This window comes from Microtetraspora fusca, from assembly GCF_001570365.1.
GTDB classification, from domain to species: Bacteria; Actinomycetota; Actinomycetes; order Streptosporangiales; family Streptosporangiaceae; genus Microtetraspora; species Microtetraspora fusca.
Genome location: NZ_BBYK01000038.1, coordinates 290232 through 305367 on the forward strand (window position 1 = coordinate 290232; position 15136 = coordinate 305367).

11 protein-coding genes are annotated in these 15136 nt (G+C 72.3%); 9 read left to right on the forward strand and 2 right to left on the reverse strand.

Annotated elements, in window-relative coordinates:
- The first annotated feature begins 64 nt into the window (after nt 1–64).
- Both eccCa and AWQ68_RS01460 read left to right on the forward strand, forming a co-directional pair.
- On the forward strand, nt 65–4078 hold the full coding sequence (gene eccCa / locus AWQ68_RS01455) for a type VII secretion protein EccCa (protein WP_066933267.1): 4014 nt from the start codon (nt 65–67) through the stop codon (nt 4076–4078).
- Between the two features lie 103 nt (nt 4079–4181).
- Nucleotides 4182–5195, forward strand: a complete 1014-nt coding sequence (locus tag AWQ68_RS01460) for a scabin-related ADP-ribosyltransferase (RefSeq protein ID WP_066933271.1) — start codon at nt 4182–4184, stop codon at nt 5193–5195.
- Here the strand turns inward: AWQ68_RS01460 and AWQ68_RS01465 are convergent, their stop codons facing one another.
- Nucleotides 5196–5531, reverse strand: a complete 336-nt coding sequence (locus AWQ68_RS01465) for a hypothetical protein (protein WP_066933274.1) — start codon at nt 5529–5531, stop codon at nt 5196–5198.
- A gap of 175 nt (nt 5532–5706) precedes the next feature.
- Here AWQ68_RS01465 and AWQ68_RS01470 point away from each other — a divergent pair, with 175 nt between their 5' ends.
- The 4 genes from AWQ68_RS01470 to AWQ68_RS01485 all read left to right on the forward strand — a co-directional run bounded on the left by AWQ68_RS01470 (nt 5707) and on the right by AWQ68_RS01485 (nt 10442).
- Nucleotides 5707–6054: a hypothetical protein gene (locus AWQ68_RS01470; protein ID WP_066933277.1), complete on the forward strand. Its 348-nt coding sequence runs from the start codon at nt 5707–5709 to the stop codon at nt 6052–6054.
- Between the two features lie 246 nt (nt 6055–6300).
- The gene (locus AWQ68_RS01475; RefSeq protein ID WP_066933279.1) at nt 6301–7470 is read left to right on the forward strand and encodes a WXG100 family type VII secretion target; all 1170 of its coding nucleotides are present in this window, start codon (nt 6301–6303) and stop codon (nt 7468–7470) included.
- A gap of 128 nt (nt 7471–7598) precedes the next feature.
- Complete coding sequence (locus AWQ68_RS01480; protein WP_066933282.1) at nt 7599–9026, forward strand: hypothetical protein; 1428 nt, start codon at nt 7599–7601, stop codon at nt 9024–9026.
- A 180-nt stretch (nt 9027–9206) separates the two neighbouring features.
- Nucleotides 9207–10442, forward strand: coding sequence for a pentapeptide repeat-containing protein (locus tag AWQ68_RS01485; protein WP_218006739.1), 1236 nt, complete (start codon nt 9207–9209; stop codon nt 10440–10442).
- Here the strand turns inward: AWQ68_RS01485 and AWQ68_RS01490 are convergent.
- Nucleotides 10419–11810, reverse strand: a complete 1392-nt coding sequence (locus AWQ68_RS01490; protein WP_066933289.1) for an NAD(P)H-quinone dehydrogenase — start codon at nt 11808–11810, stop codon at nt 10419–10421. The two genes, AWQ68_RS01485 and AWQ68_RS01490, sit on opposite strands and share 24 nt — an antisense overlap.
- A 151-nt stretch (nt 11811–11961) precedes the next feature.
- On the opposite strand from AWQ68_RS01490, the gene AWQ68_RS01495 reads away from it, so the two are divergent.
- The 3 genes from AWQ68_RS01495 to AWQ68_RS01505 all read left to right on the forward strand — a co-directional run bounded on the left by AWQ68_RS01495 (nt 11962) and on the right by AWQ68_RS01505 (nt 15012).
- Entirely contained in the window at nt 11962–12414 is a 453-nt protein-coding gene (locus tag AWQ68_RS01495; RefSeq protein WP_066933293.1) for a gamma-glutamylcyclotransferase family protein, read from the forward strand.
- Between the two features lie 142 nt (nt 12415–12556).
- Nucleotides 12557–13360, forward strand: coding sequence for a purine-nucleoside phosphorylase (locus tag AWQ68_RS01500; RefSeq protein WP_066934181.1), 804 nt, complete (start codon nt 12557–12559; stop codon nt 13358–13360).
- 8 nt (nt 13361–13368) lie between these two features.
- Nucleotides 13369–15012 (forward strand): phospho-sugar mutase, encoded by a 1644-nt coding sequence (locus tag AWQ68_RS01505; protein WP_066933296.1) that lies wholly within the window; start codon nt 13369–13371, stop codon nt 15010–15012.
- Nucleotides 15013–15136 lie beyond the last annotated feature (124 nt).

A 15136-nucleotide genomic window follows, 5' to 3' on the forward strand; every position in this document is an offset into this window, starting at 1 on the left:
CCACTCGGACGTAAACCGCATCTGGTAAGAAAAGATCCACACCGATCAGGAGGGGGCCTCGAGGGTGGGCATTGTCATCGTGCGCCGTCCCGAGCGGCGCCCCAGCCCGAAACCACCGCGCGGCGAGATCCTGCTGGAGCCGCCGCCGGAGGTGCCGGAGGTGCAGCCGCAGGGGCTCACCGGCGTGCTGACCTACCTGCCGATGTTGGCGGGGGCGGCGGCCATGGGGCTCATGTTCACCGGGGGCGGCAACGGCAACCCGATCATGTACGTGTCGAGCGGCCTGTTCGCCGTGTCCATGGTGGGCATGAGCGTCGGGCAGATGGGCCGCCAGGCCGGCGAGCGCAAGAACCGGATGAACGGCCTGCGCCGGGACTACTTCCGCTATCTCTCGCAGGTGCGCAAGCGGGTGCGGCGGGCCGCGAAGCAGCAGCGCGAGGCCCTCGAATGGAGCGGCCCCGCGCCGGACTCCCTGTGGTGGCTGGCCATGGGCCCGCGCCTGTGGGAGCGGCGCCCCCGCGACGACGACTTCGGCACGGTACGCCTCGGGACCGGCGTGCAGAAACTCGCGATCCAGCTCATCCCGCCGGACTCCAAGCCGGTCGAGGACCTGGACGCGCTGTCGGCCGGCGCGCTGCGCCGGTTCGTCCGGGCGCACTCCACGGTGTCGACGCTCCCGGTGGCCGTCGCCCTGCACTCCTTCGCCCGGATCAAGCTGACCGGCGACCCCGTCGCCGTACGGGAACTCGTCCGGGCGATGATCGCGCAGATGGCGGTGTTCCACTCGCCGGACGACATGCGGATCATGGTGTGCGCGGGCCCGGAGTGGATGCCCCAGTGGGAGTGGATCAAGTGGCTGCCCCACGCGCTGCACCCCGAGGAGACCGACGCCGCCGGCCAGGTGCGGCTGATGACCGAGAACCTCGCCGAACTGGACCGGCTCGTGGGCGGCGAACTGACGGAGCGCGCCCGGTTCCGGCCGGGCGGGGCCGCCGACGCCCTGCCGTACCACGTCCTGATCCTCGACGGCGGGCGGGTGCCGATCGACTCGCAGCTCGGGACGGACGCCATCCAGGGCGTCACGGTGATCGACCTGTCCGGGTCGGCCGGCGCGGTCGAGGAGCAGAGCACACTGCGGCTGGACGTCCAGCCCGACGGCTTCTTCATGATCAAGCTGGACCACGCGGGCAAGGAGAGCAGGACCCGCCTCGGCGACCCCGACCGGCTCGACTTCCTCAGGACCGAGGGGCTGGCCCGGCAGCTCGCCCCGCTGCGCGCGTCCACGGCCAAGGGCAGGGAGTCGCAGGACGTCCTCGCCACGAACACCTCGCTCACCGACCTGCTCGGCGTCGGCGACGCCGCCCGCGTCGACCCCGCCCTCACCTGGCGGCCCCGGGCCGGACGCAACCGGCTGCGCGTCCCCATCGGGCTCGGCGCGGACGGCCGCGTGGTCGAGCTCGACATCAAGGAGTCCGCCCAGGGCGGCATGGGCCCGCACGGCCTGGTGATCGGCGCCACCGGATCGGGCAAGAGCGAGCTGCTGCGCACACTCGTGCTCGGGCTGGCGATCACCCACTCGTCGGAGATCCTCAACTTCGTGCTCGTCGACTTCAAGGGCGGCGCGACGTTCCTCGGCCTGGAGGGCCTCTCCCACGTCTCCGCGGTCATCACCAACCTGGAGGACGAGCTGCCGCTCGTCGACCGCATGCACGACGCCCTGCACGGCGAGATGGTGCGCCGCCAGGAACTGCTGCGCGCCGCGGGCAACTACGCCTCGCTGCGCGACTACGAGCGGGCCAGGGAGCAGGGGGCCGACCTCGCGCCGCTGCCCACGCTCTTCGTCGTCCTCGACGAGTTCAGCGAACTGCTCACCGCCAAGCCCGAGTTCATCGACCTGTTCGTCATGATCGGACGGCTCGGCCGCTCGCTCGGCGTCCACCTGCTGCTCGCCTCCCAGCGCCTGGAGGAGGGGCGGCTGCGCGGCCTGGACACCCACCTGTCGTACCGGATCGGCCTGCGCACCTTCTCCGCGATGGAGAGCCGGGTCGTGCTCGGAGTGGCCGACGCGTACGAGCTGCCGCCCGCCCCCGGCAACGGCTACCTGAAGTTCGACACCACCGGGATGACCCGGTTCAAGGCGGCCTACGTCTCCGGCACGTACGAGCCGAGCGCCGGGCAGCCGGTCGCGGCCGACGGCAGCGCCCCGACGCCCCGCGTCGTCGAGTACGGCCCGGCGTACACGCCCGAGCCCGAGGCCGAGAAGCCGCAGGAGACGCCGAAGGCCGGGGAGCCGGCCGAGGCCGCCGCTCCCGAGGCGCCACCGCAACAGCGCAGCCTGCTCGACGTCGTGGTGGCCCGGATGAAGGACAAGGGACCGGCCGCCCACAGCATCTGGCTGCCGCCCCTCGGAGCCCCGCCCAGCCTCATCCACCTGCTCCCGCCGCTGTCGATCACCCCCGAGCTGGGACTTTCCACGGCGGGCTGGCAGGGACGCGGGGGGCTGCACGCCGTCGTCGGCGTCATCGACCGGCCCTTCGAGCAGCGCCGCGACCCGTTCTGGCTGGACCTGTCCGGCGCGGCCGGTCACGTGGGCGTCGCGGGCGGCACGCAGAGCGGCAAGAGCACCGTGCTGCGCACGCTGATCGCCGGCATGGCGCTCACCCACACCCCGCGCGAGGTCCAGTTCTACCTGCTGGACTTCGGCGGCGGCTCGCTCGCCTCCCTGGAGGGGCTGCCGCACGTCGGCGGCGTGGCCAGCCGCCTCGACGCCGACCGGGTCCGCCGTACCGTGGCCGAGATCTCCACGCTCCTGCAGCAGCGGGAACGCGAGTTCGCCGAGCAGGGGATCGACTCGATCACGGACTACCGGCGGCGGCTGGCCGAGGGCGGGTTCCAGGGCGACGGGTGGGGCGACGTCTTCCTCGTGGTGGACGGCTGGCTCACCATCCGGCAGGACTTCGACTCGCTCGAACCCGTGATCACCGACCTGGCCGCGCGCGGCCTCGGGTACGGCATCCACGTCGTCGCCGCCACCAACAAGTGGTCGGAGTTCCGGCCCGGCATCAGGGACCTGTTCGGCACCCGCATCGAGCTCAAGCTGGGCGACGCGTACGAGTCGGAGATCAGCCGCAAGAAGTCGCTGGCCGTGCCGGAGGGTGTGCCGGGACGCGGCCTGACCAGGGACGGCCTGCACTTCCTGTCCGCACTGCCGAGGATCGACGGCGTCCAGAACGCCGACGACCTGCCCGACGGCGTACGCGCCCTCGTCCAGTCGGTGCGGGACGCCTGGAAGGGGCGGCCCGCCCCCGCCGTACGGCTGCTGCCGTCCGTGCTGCCCGCCGAGACGCTGCCCGCGATCGCGCAGACCGGTCCCCGGATCCCGATCGGCATCGACGAGAACACGCTCTCGCCGGTGATGGTCGACTTCGACACCGACCCGCACTTCGTCGTGGTGGGCGACACCGAGAGCGGCAAGACCAACCTGCTGCGGCTGGTGGCCGAGGGCCTGGTGGCCCGGCGCACCCCGCAGGAGGCCATGATGATCGTGATCGACTACCGCCGCTCGCTGCTCGACACCGCCGTGACCGACCACCGCATCGGGTACGCCGCGTCCGGGCCGGCGGCCGCCGAGCTGATCAACGACGCCCGGAACGCGCTGCTCAAGCGGCTGCCGCCCGCCGACCTCACGCCCGAGCAGCTCCGGGCGCGCAACTGGTGGCGCGGCTCCGACCTCTACATCGTGGTAGACAACTACGAGCTGGTCGCCACCTCGTCCAACCCCCTGCTGCCGCTGGCCGAGCTGCTGCCGCAGGCCCGCGACATCGGCCTGCACCTGGTGATGTCCCGGTCGATGGGCGGCCTCGGCCGCGCCATGTTCGACCCGCTCATCCAGCGCATCAAGGACATGGCGAGCCCCGCGGTCGTCCTGTCCGGCAACCGGGACGAGGGCTTCCTCTTCGGGAACGTGCGCGCGCACGCGCTCCCACCCGGCCGCGGCTACCACGTGGACCGCAAGTACGGCAACCGCCTGATGCAGACGGCCTTCCTCCCGCCGCCGCAGCCCCCGGAGGCGAGCTGATGATCCGCGCGTCCTGCCCCACCGTCCTCCGAAGTCCCCGGCGTACGGCCCCGCCGGCGTACGGTCCCGTCACCGTGACGTCCCACGGGGAGCGGGTCGGCTGATGGGGATCCAGCTCCCGTCCGGCCTCGTCCTGGCGATGGGGCTCGTCGGCTACACCTGGCCCGCCATCGACGAGACCGAACTCGTCGAGGCGGGGCGCGGCTGGCTCCGCCACGCCGACACCCTGGAGGAACGCTCTCAGGCCGCCGGCGAGCATGTCCTGCGCGTGATCAAACGGAACGCGGGCCGGGACGTGACCGCCATGTACGACCACTGGACCTCCGCCGACGGCCCCGGCACCCACACCGACAACGCCGCCACCGCCACCCGGCTCATCGGCGCCGCCTGCCTCGCCGGAGCCGCCCTCGTCGCCGCCTTCAAACTCGGCATCATCGCCGCCCTTGCCCGCCTCGCCGTAAGCGTCGCACGCGCGATCGCCACGGCGAGCGCCAGCCTGGGCACCTCCCTGGCGAGCATCCCCCTGTACACCGCCGCGACCCGTACCGCCATCCAGCGGCTCCTGCGGACCGTCCTCGACGGAGTCAAGCGCATCGTCGAAAGACTGCTGCTCCGCGCCCGCGCGCTCCTGGAAAAGATCACTCCCATGGGGCTGCGCCTGCGTATGGCCCGGCCCGACCCGCTCCGTGCTGCCGCCGACCGGAGCGTGAACGTCAAGGCCATCACCCCGTCCCCCGTGTGGCGGAGCGACCGGCTCATCCTCCGGCGCGCGGACGACCGTCACCCGGACGAGGTGTTCGGGCCGGGCTTCCACCCACGCAACCCTGGCAACACGGACCTGGAATCCCATCTACGGTTCGAGGAGTCGGCGTTCGTCAGCACGACGCGGTTGGACAACCCGATGGACATCTTCCCGACCCGATACCTGTACGACGTGGACGCGCCGGGAGGGATCGACATCGTGGAGACCATGGGCAGCGCCCTGCGCACCGGACACCAGCGGGAGGTGGCGTTCCCTGGCGGGATCGAGGGCCGGTACATCAAGGGGGCGCGGCCGTACGACGCGACGACCGAGACTTTCGGGGACTACATCCCCAACCCGGATTATCGGCCCTGATCAGACGACCTGGTCGGGAACGGCGGCGGCGCCGGCCTCCTCGGCGGCCGACTCCGCGGCGGCATGGTTGACGGACATCGTCCCGACGATGGTCCCCGCCTCTCTGATGCCGTCGGCGAGCGCCGCGTACGCCTCCAACGCCTCATTCCTGAGCTGCGCGTAGATGGGGCCGATCAGACTTCCCAGGTCCCCGTCGCCCCAGACATCCGGCCTCCCGGCCGGCTCGGCGGCGAAGATCTCGGCCTCCACCGCAATGTCCTGCCCCACGCTCACGATCCCCTCGGCCGCGGCGCGCAGTTCCGTGTGGGACACCTCGATCCCGTCCGGCTTCCTCATACCCTCTTCTCCTTCCCCTCGGCATGGCGCCCTCGGCATGGCGGCGGCATGGCGGCGGCCCGGCCTCGCGCCGAACGTTCCATGAGCGTCTGTCCGGTCACCGCCTTTCGCGCGAGGATCTTTTTACTATGCTCCGATTGATCGGCTTTGTCGGGACGCCGGAAGGAGTCGGCTCATGGCGGGTCTCGATCTCCACTTCAAAGCGCTGGAGCGGTGCCGCAGCGCCCTGTACGAGGTCGCGCGGAGTTTCGCCACACCGACCGGAGCGTCCGAGTCGGGCGGCGGCGGTTCCACCGCGTCCGGGTCGGGCGGCGGCGTCGGTTCCTCGGCGTTCGGCCGGCTGAGCGGCTCCGGCGGCCTGGCCGGCGCGATCAACGAGGTCGAGGCGGCGCTCTCCAGCGAGCTCGGCCGGGTCTCCGGCCTGCTCAACGCCAACGGGAACTCCCTGACGACCGTAGGGAACAACATCCGCGGAGTGAGCAGGGCCAGCGAGCAGGACGGGGAGCGGCTGGCCCGCGCCTGACGCCCCACCCCTCGCCGTAACGTCAGCCTCTACGCCCAGGCAAGGAGATCCGATGAGCACGTGTTTGTTGGCCTCGCTCCGCTCGGCGGGCTCGGGGCGCCCTCAGGCGATGTCTTCCCTCGTCACTCGGGTCCTCGTCCCTCAGCCCGCTCGTTCCTCGGTCCAGACACCGCCGCGCCCCTCGCAGCGTTTATTGGCCTCGCTGCGGTTGGCAGGCTCGGGGCGCCCCTTCAGGCGGGCGGGCCGGTGAGCGAGCCGAAAGGGGCGGCGCTGCCCCAGCTCGCCGCGCTGCCGGGCGGGGGCGAGCTGGCCGGGCTCCTCGCCGACGTGACCGGCAAGCCGGAGCTGATCCGCGGCCTCGCCACCCGCTGGTCCGGCGTGATGCGGATGCTGAACGAGCAGGGCGGCACACTCGTCGCCGCCGTCGACGACGTCGACAACGCGTGGCAGGGCGCCTCCGCCGACGCCTTCGTCACCCACATGCGCAAGTACGGCCCGGCCGCCGACGAGCTGCACGACGCGCTGGACCGGGCCGTCAGGAACCTCCGCAAGGCGGCCGACGCCCTGGAGAAGGCCCACACCGACGTGTACGCGATCTGCGAAGGGGTCGTCCACGACGCGGAGGCGTACGCGAAGGACCACCCGGACGCGAGCGCGCAGAAGGCGGCGGACGACAAGCGGGCGCTGGTGCAGCAGGCGCTCACCTCGGCGCGGCCGCACGTCGAGAGCGCCGACGAGGCCGTGGACACGGCGCTGGCGGCGGTCGGCGACCTGCGCGACCACGGCATGGCGAAGTTCTCGGCCATCAAGGCGCCGGGCGACCACGCGTTCGTCCCCGCTTCGGCGAGCACCGGGCTCGGCTGGGAGCGCACCCCGGGCTACTCGCCGGAGGCCGGGAGCGACGCGCGGACCACGCTCGCCTCCTACGGAGGTTCCGGCGGCCCCGGCAACTCCGGTGGTTCCGGTGGTTCAGGTGGTTCCGGCAGCTCCGGCGGTTTCGGCGGCTACGGCCCGAGCGGACCGCCGCCGCCCGGAGGAGGCCCCGCGGCGCCCGCCGAGGTCAGGGCGTGGATCGAGGAGGCCGTCTCCATCCTCAAGGCACACGGATACCCGGCGTCGAAGATGAACATCGACGACATCTGGATGATCATCCAGCACGAGTCCGGCGGGAACCCGCGCATCGTCAACACCGACCCCTCGGATATCAACACCATCAGGGGGACTCCCTCCAAGGGCCTGATGCAGACGATCGACCCCACGTTCAACGCGTGGTCGCTTCCGGGGCACAAGGACATCTACAACCCGGTGGACAACATCATCGCGGGCGTCCGGTACGCCATCGCCCGGTACGGATCCGTCTCCGCGGTGCCCGGAGTGGTCGGTGTGAAGACCGGGGCGGGCTACCAGGGGTACTGACCTCCGCCGACGCCACGAGGGAATGGGGTGAACCCGGCGTGGATCGGTTTCACGAGCGGATACGGTTTCGCCCGGCAGGAACAATTACGCATCACGGTTCGTCCTCAAGGGCGAAGGAGGCTTACGCCGTGACCATCACCCATCCGCTGGGCCGCGTGGGGGCCGCCGTTGCGGCGGTCCTCATCGGCCTGTTCACGCTGTTCGCCGGCGGGGCTGCATCCGCGTCATCCGCCGTCGCGGCTCCCCCCGACGTCTCGACGGTGCTGGCGCACTGGAAGGACCAGAAGGATCCGCTGTTCGTGCAGGACGGCAGCCCGCTGTCCTCCGGTGAGCAGGGCGACATCCGCGACGCGCTGAAGAACTCGAAAAGCAAGATCTACATGGTCGCGCTGCCCGACGGGTCGATCACGACCAACCAGGCGGCCGGCACCTACATCACCTCGCTCGGCCTCGCGCTCAAGGACGCGGGCCGTCCGAAGGCGACCGTCGCGGTCCTCGACGGCAAGACCCTCTACGCGGGGTCGAGCGCGCTCCCGCGCCGGTCGCCGAGCGCCGGCCAGCTCGCCAGGGCCGCCACGGACGCCAACAAAGACATGGCCGCCGGTGTGCAGGACTTCGTGAACCGCATCAACATGGCCGTGGACGGTGAGGGTAAGGGCGCGCTCGACCCCAAGCCGGTGAGCGGGGGCGGCGGTGGCGGCAGCGGCCTGCTGGTCATTCTCGGCATAGCCGTCGTCGGAGGTGGCGCTTTGTGGGTCTTCTCTCGCCGTGCCAAGCGCAAGCGCGAGGAAAAGGAGGCGGCCGAGCTCGCCGCCGTCAAGCAGACGGTCGAGGAGGACGTCACCAAGTTCGGTGAGGAGATCACCGCGCTCGACATCGACGTCAAGATGCTGCCGCAGTCCGAGACGTCGGCCGACTGGCAGCGGGCCCTCGACTCGTACGAGCGGGCCAAGAACGAGCTGGCCGCGGTCAAGCGCGCCGACGAGCTGCGCACGGTGACCGCGTCGCTGGAGGACGGGCGGTACGCCCTCGCCTGCGTCAAGGCGCGGGTGAACAACCAGCCCGTCCCCGAGCGGCTGCCCCCGTGCTTCTTCAACCCGCAGCACGGCCCGTCCGCGCGCAACGTCCGCTGGGCTCCCCCCGGCGGCGCCCCGCGCGACGTCCCGGCCTGCGCCGCGGACGCCGAGGCGGTCGAGCGCGGCTTCGACCCGCAGATGCGCGAGGTCTTGGTGAACGGCGAGCGCCGTCCGTACTGGGACGCCGGCCCCGCCTACCACCCCTACGCCTACGGCTACTACGGCGGCTTCGGCGGCGGCGACATGCTGACCGGCATGCTGGTGGGCACCATGCTCGGCAGCGCGTTCGGCGGCTTCGGTCACGGCGGCGGCTACGGCCACGGCTACGCGGACGGCCTCGCGGCGGGCAACGCGGACTCCGGAGGCGGCGACTGGGGCGGCGGAGGCGACTTCGGCGGCGGTGGCGGCGACTGGGGTGGCGGCGACTGGGGTGGCGGTGGCGACTTCGGTGGCGGCGACTTCGGCGGAGGCGACTGGTAACCGTGATCGCGGGGCCCGCCGACGCGGGCCCGGGTCCGGAAGGTGACCTCGCACCCTCGGGTGCGGGGTCATCGGCTTTTCCGGCACTTTGGGATGCTCCCGGAACGGGGCAGGCGTGCGGCGTACCTTCACCGCGAGAGACTTGAGATCATTCTTCGGAGGTTTGCGAGGAGGCTTTCGTTGCGTCGCTTTCGAGCGTTGTCCGTCGTGCTCGCGATCGCGGCGATCGCGCTCCCCATACCGCTCGGCGCCGCGGCCGCGGGCGCCGATACCGCGGCGCTGTCGGCGGGCTGCCGGCCCGGCAGCGGGCCGGACATGCGCGGCGAGGACTTCAGCGGCGCCGACGACCTCCCCTTGAACCTGCGCTGCGCGAACCTGACCGGCGCCACCCTCGACGGCGCCGACCTCACCAGCCGGGACATGCGCGGGGTGATCCTGCGGGACGCCTCGCTCAGGGAGGCCGACCTGACCCTGGCGCACGCCGAAGGCGTGGACCTGCGCGGGGCCGATCTCAGCGGCGCCGACCTCGGCCAGTTGCACGGCAGGCAGGCGCAACTGCGCGGCGCGAACCTCAAGGACGCCTACGCGGGCCAGGCGGACCTGAGCCGCGCGGACCTCACCGGCGCGATCCTGGCCCGTACGGAGCTGACCCAGGCCGATCTCACCGGCACCACCTTCGTCGGCGCCGAACTCAGCAAGGCGATCCTCGGCCAGGTGAAGGCGCGGACCGCCGACTTCACCCGGGCGACGATGCGCGGCACCAAGCTCGGCCAGGCCCACCTGGAGAGCGCGGTGTTCGCCGCCGCCGACCTCGGCGGGGCGACGCTGACCCAGGCCGAGATGGAGGGCGCCGACCTCACCGGCGCGAACGTCGAGGGCGCGTCCTTCGGGCAGGCGCGGGACGTGAACCTCGCCGGTTCGCGCGGCATACCGGCGGTCGCCCCCACCACGCTGCCGTCGCCCTCCCCGAGCGACGACCGGAGCCTCGACGCCGCCGATCGGGCGATCGCGGAGGATCCCGTACGGACCACGACAGGGCTCCTCCTGGTCGTCCTGAGCGGCATCGGGCTCGCGATCACGCTGCTCTTCTGGGCCGCCGCCCACCGGCGTGGGAAGCGCGACGCCGCCGCCTTCGAGCTGGAGCGCCAGGTGCTCGCTGAGGACCTCTCCCAGCTCGGCGACGAGATCAACACGATGGACGCGGAGCTGCGGCGAGGCGACGACGGAACGCCGACGGAGCCCGGCGACCAGCGGGAGTGGCGCGCCGCGCTCGACGCGTACGAGGCGGCCAGGCACGTGCTCACGGTCGCGCGCACCCCCGGCGAGCTACAGGGGGCCGTCTCGGCCGTGGAGCACGGCAGGGCGTCGCTGCGCCGGGTCAGGACCCGGCTGTCAGATCACGGTGGTCAGCGGTGACATGAGGCGGCGGGCCGCCTCGGTGATCGACCCGGACAGCGAGGGATAGACGGCGAACGTCTGCGCGAGCTGGTCGACCGTGAGCCGGTGCTGCACCGCGACCGACAGGGCGAGGACGAGCTCGGACGCGCGGGACGCCACGATCACGCCGCCGAGCACGATACCCGTGTTGGGACGGCAGAAGAGCTTGACGAAGCCGTCGTTGAAGCCCTGCATCTTGGCCCTGGCGTTGGTGGCCAGCGGCAGCTTGACGACGTTGGCCTCGATCTCGCCGGACTCGATCTGCCGCTGCGACACGCCGACGGCCGCGATCTCGGGGTCGGTGAAGATGTTCGCGGCGACGGTGGCGAGGCGGATCGGCTGCACGGCCTCGCCCAGGGCGTGCCAGACGGCGATGCGGCCCTGCATGGCGGCGACGGAGGCGAGCATGAGCACGCCGGTGCAGTCGCCCGCCGCGTAGACGCCGGGCGCGGAGGTCCTGGAGACCTTGTCGACCTCGATGAAGCCGTTCCGGTCGAGCCGGACGCCGGCCTCCTCAAGGCCGATGCCCTCGGTGTTGGGGATCATGCCGACGGTCATCAGGCAGTGGCTGCCCTCGGCGGTCCTGCCGTCCTCCAGCGTGACGACCACGCCGTGCTCGGTGCGCTTGACCGAGGCGGCGCGGGAGCGGCCCATGACGTTCATGCCGCGGCGGCGGTAGACCTCTTCGAGCACCTCGGCGGCGTCGGCGTCCTCGTTCGGCATCATCCGGTCGCGGGAGGAGACCAGGGTCACCTCGGAGCCGAGCGAGCGGTAGGCGCCGGCGAACTCGGCGCCGGTCACACCCGAGCCGACCACGATCAGGTGCTCGGGCATCTCCTGCAGCTCGTAGAGCTGGCGCCAGGTGAGGATGCGCTCGCCGTCCGGCTCGGCGCCGGACAGCACCCTCGGGTGCGCCCCGGTCGCGACGATGACGACGTCGGCCCGGATCGTCCGGTCCCCGGCCCGTACGACCTGGGGGTCCACGAGCCGGCCCTTGGCGCGGATGACCTCGACGCCCTCGGCCGCGAGCCGCGCGGCGATGTCGGCGGACTGCGCCTGCGCCAGCTCCTTGACGCGCTTGTTCACCAGGGGCATCTCGACCATGACGCCGCCGGTGTCGCCATCCGGCCCTCCGTCGAAGTGGACGCCCACCGAGGCCGCGTCCAGCAGCGCCTGTTTGCGGACCGAGGTGGCGATCAGCGTCTTGGACGGCACGCAGTCGGTGAGCACGCACGCGCCTCCCGGCCCGTCCTGCTCGACGACGGTGACCTGCGCTCCCAGTTGAGCGGCGACCAGTGCCGCCTCGTACCCGCCGGGGCCGCCACCGATGATCACGATCCTTGTCACGTGCCCTATTCTCCCGCATCATCCCGCTAGTCAGGGATGAGGGGGATGCGTAAGGGTTCGACTACGCGCGAAGCCCCCGATTTCATCGGGAGATGGCGGGTCCTTCGTCATGGCCGTCCGGTGACGCGCCTCGTGGTTTAGGCTTCGTGCCGTGCCTGTCTACGCGGCCTACAGCAGCAACATGGATCCCAAGCAGATGGCTGAGCGGGCCCCGCATTCGCCGATGCGCGGCACCGGTTGGCTTTCGGGCTGGCGGCTGACCTTCGGCGGCGAGGACGTCGCCTGGGAGGGCGCGCTCGCCACGATCGTCGAGGACTCCGGTGACCAGGTCTTCGTCGTCCTGTACGACGTTCCCGAGTGGGACGAGGCGTCGCTCGACCAGTGGACCGGCACGGAGCTGGGCTTCTACCGCAAGGTCCGGGTCCGGGTCGCGACGCTCGACGGCGACGTGCTGGCCTGGACGTACGTCCTCGACTCCTACGAGGGCGGCCTGCCGTCGGCCCGCCACCTCGGCATCATCGCGGACGCGGCGGAGAAGGCCGGGGCGCCGGACGACTACGTGAAGGATCTGCGGACCCGCCCTTGCAAGTCCCTGGGCGACTGAGCGCCGCGGGCCTTCTGCCCGGTTCATCCCTTACCGTCGGGCCTCTCCGGTTTTGGCAGATGTCGCCAGATCTCGTCGCGCGGCGTCGAGCCCGCCGTTTTCTGGCGGGGGTGGTTCATCCGCTTCTGTACGCTCGGTGAACGTGACCAACGACGCTTACGCACTGGCGGCAGAGGCCGCGGCCACCCTGAAGAACCTCACCGGCATCGGATCCTTCGACGTCGCCCTCGTCATGGGGTCGGGCTGGGTCCCGGCCGCGGACGCGATCGGCGAGACCGTCACCGAGTTCCCCGTGACGAAGCTGCCCGGCTTCGCCCCGCCCGCGGTCGCCGGGCACGCCGGCACGATCCGCGCGGTCAGGACGACGTCGGGGAAGAACGCCCTGATCCTGCTCGGCCGTACGCACCTGTACGAGGGCCGGGGCGTCGAGCCGGTGGTGCACGGCGTGCGCACGGCCGTCGCCGCGGGGGTGGGCACGGTGGTCCTCACCAACGCCGCGGGCGGCCTGCGTCCCGAGACCCAGAACGTGGGCGACCCGGTCCTGATCAGCGACCACATCAACCTGACCGGCGCGAACCCGATCACCGGGGCCACCTTCATCGACCTGACCTCCGTGTACGCGCCCCGGCTGCGCGACCTCGCCCGCGAGGTGGACCCCTCCCTCGCCGAAGGCGTCTACGTGGCCTTCCGCGGCCCGACGTACGAGACCCCGGCGGAGATCCGGATGCTGCGCACGCTCGGCGGCGACCTGGTCGGCATGTCCACCGTGCTGGAGGCCGTCGCGGCCCGCGAGGCGGGGGCGGAGGTGCTCGGCATCTCGCTCGTGACCAACCCGGGCGCCGGCCTGGTCGGCGAGCCGCTCAACCACGAGGAGGTCCTGGAGGTGGGCCGCGCCACCGCGGCCCGGATGGGCGTGCTCCTCGCCAAGGTCGTCGACAAGCTGTAGGGGCGTTCATGAGCGATCTCATCCGGCGGGCGCGGGAGTGGCTGTCCCAGGACCCGGACCCGGAGACCCGCGCGGAGCTGGAGGCGCTCCTCGCCCGCGGCGACGAGGCCGAGCTGGCCTCCCGCTTCGGTTCCCGGCTGGAGTTCGGCACGGCCGGCCTGCGCGGTGAGCTGGGCGCGGGCCCGGCGCGGATGAACCGGGTGACCGTGATGCGCGCCGCCGCCGGTCTGGCCCGCGTCCTCGGCCCCGGCCGGCACGTCGTGATCGGCTACGACGCGCGGCGCAACTCGGACGTGTTCGCCAGGGACACCGCCGCCGTGCTGACCGGCGCGGGCCTGCGCGCCTCCGTCATGGACGGCAGGTGGCCGACGCCCGTGCTGGCCTTCGCCGTACGCCACCTGGACGCGGACGCGGGCGTCATGGTCACCGCCTCGCACAACCCGCCCCGGGACAACGGCTACAAGGTCTACTGGGGAGACGGCGCCCAGATCGTGCCGCCGATCGACGCGGAGATCTCGCACGCGATCGACGCGGTCGGCCGGGTGGACGAGCTGCCGCTCGGCGACTCCTGGCAGACCCTCACCCACGAGGCGATCGTCGTCCCCTACCTGCGGGCGCTGGCCGGCCTGCCGGTCGGCGACGCCCGGGACGTCCGCGTCGCGTACACGCCGTTGCACGGGGTCGGCGCGGAGACGCTCGCGGAGGCGTTCCGCGGCCTGGGCTTCGCGGTGCCGGAGATGGTCGCCGCGCAGCGCGACCCCGACCCGGACTTCCCGACCGTCGCCTTCCCCAACCCGGAGGAGCCGGGGGCGATGGACCTCACGCTCGGCCTCGCGGAGGAGATCGGCGCGGACATCGTCCTGGCCAACGATCCGGACGCCGACCGGTGCGCGGCCGGAGTGCCCCTCCCCGGCGGCGGCTACCGGATGCTCAGCGGCGACGAGCTGGGCTGCCTGCTGGCCGAGCACGTCCTGCGCGCCACCTCGGGCGACGACCGCCTGGTCGCGACGACGATCGTCTCGTCGTCGCTGCTCGGCAAGATCGCCGCCGCGCACGGCGTACGGCACGCGGAGACGCTGACCGGCTTCAAATGGATCATGAAGGCGGGTCCCGGCCTGATCTTCGGCTACGAGGAGGCGCTGGGATACAGCGTCGGCTCCGCCGCCGGGCTGCCCGTCCACGACAAGGACGGGATCGGCGCGGCGCTCACCGTCGCGGGCCTGGCGGCGTCCGCCCGGCGGGACGGCAGGACGCTGCTCGACCTGCTCGACGAGCAGGCCCGCCGGTACGGCCTGCACGCCACCGGCCAGCTCTCCGTCCGGGTCGAGGACCTGTCGATCATCCAGCGGGCGATGGCCGGGCTGCGCGCGGCGCCGCCCGCCAAGCTCGGCGGCCGGGAGGTCGAGTCCGCCGAGGATCTCGCCGCGGGTCTGGGCGGGCTGCCCCCGACCGACGGCCTGCGGTACCGGCTCGCCGGGGGCGCCCGCGTGGTCGTCCGGCCGAGCGGCACCGAGCCGAAGCTCAAGTGCTACCTGGAGGTGGTCGTCCCGGTCACGGGGCCCGCGTCCGGGGACGTCGAGCGGGCGCGGTCGGCGGCCGCCGCCGACTTGGCCGCGCTCAAGGCGGACCTCGCCGCCGCGATCGGCGGGTAGCGCCGGGCGTACGCGCGTAAAAGCGGGACCCGCGGGGCGTACGCGCGCAAGAGCAGGGCGCGTACGCCTGGCGAAGCGGGTCCCGGCAGGGATGTGGACGGCCGCCCGCGTGGGGCGGCCGTCA

Coding starts and splice junctions, on each gene's coding strand:
- AWQ68_RS01460 (WP_066933271.1), top strand. CDS start 4,182: ATGGGGATCCAGCTCCCGTCCGGCCTCGTCCTGGCGATGGGGCTCGTC.
- AWQ68_RS01505 (WP_066933296.1), top strand. CDS start 13,369: ATGAGCGATCTCATCCGGCGGGCGCGGGAGTGGCTGTCCCAGGACCCG.
- AWQ68_RS01465 (WP_066933274.1), bottom strand. CDS start 5,531: ATGAGGAAGCCGGACGGGATCGAGGTGTCCCACACGGAACTGCGCGCC.
- AWQ68_RS01470 (WP_066933277.1), top strand. CDS start 5,707: ATGGCGGGTCTCGATCTCCACTTCAAAGCGCTGGAGCGGTGCCGCAGC.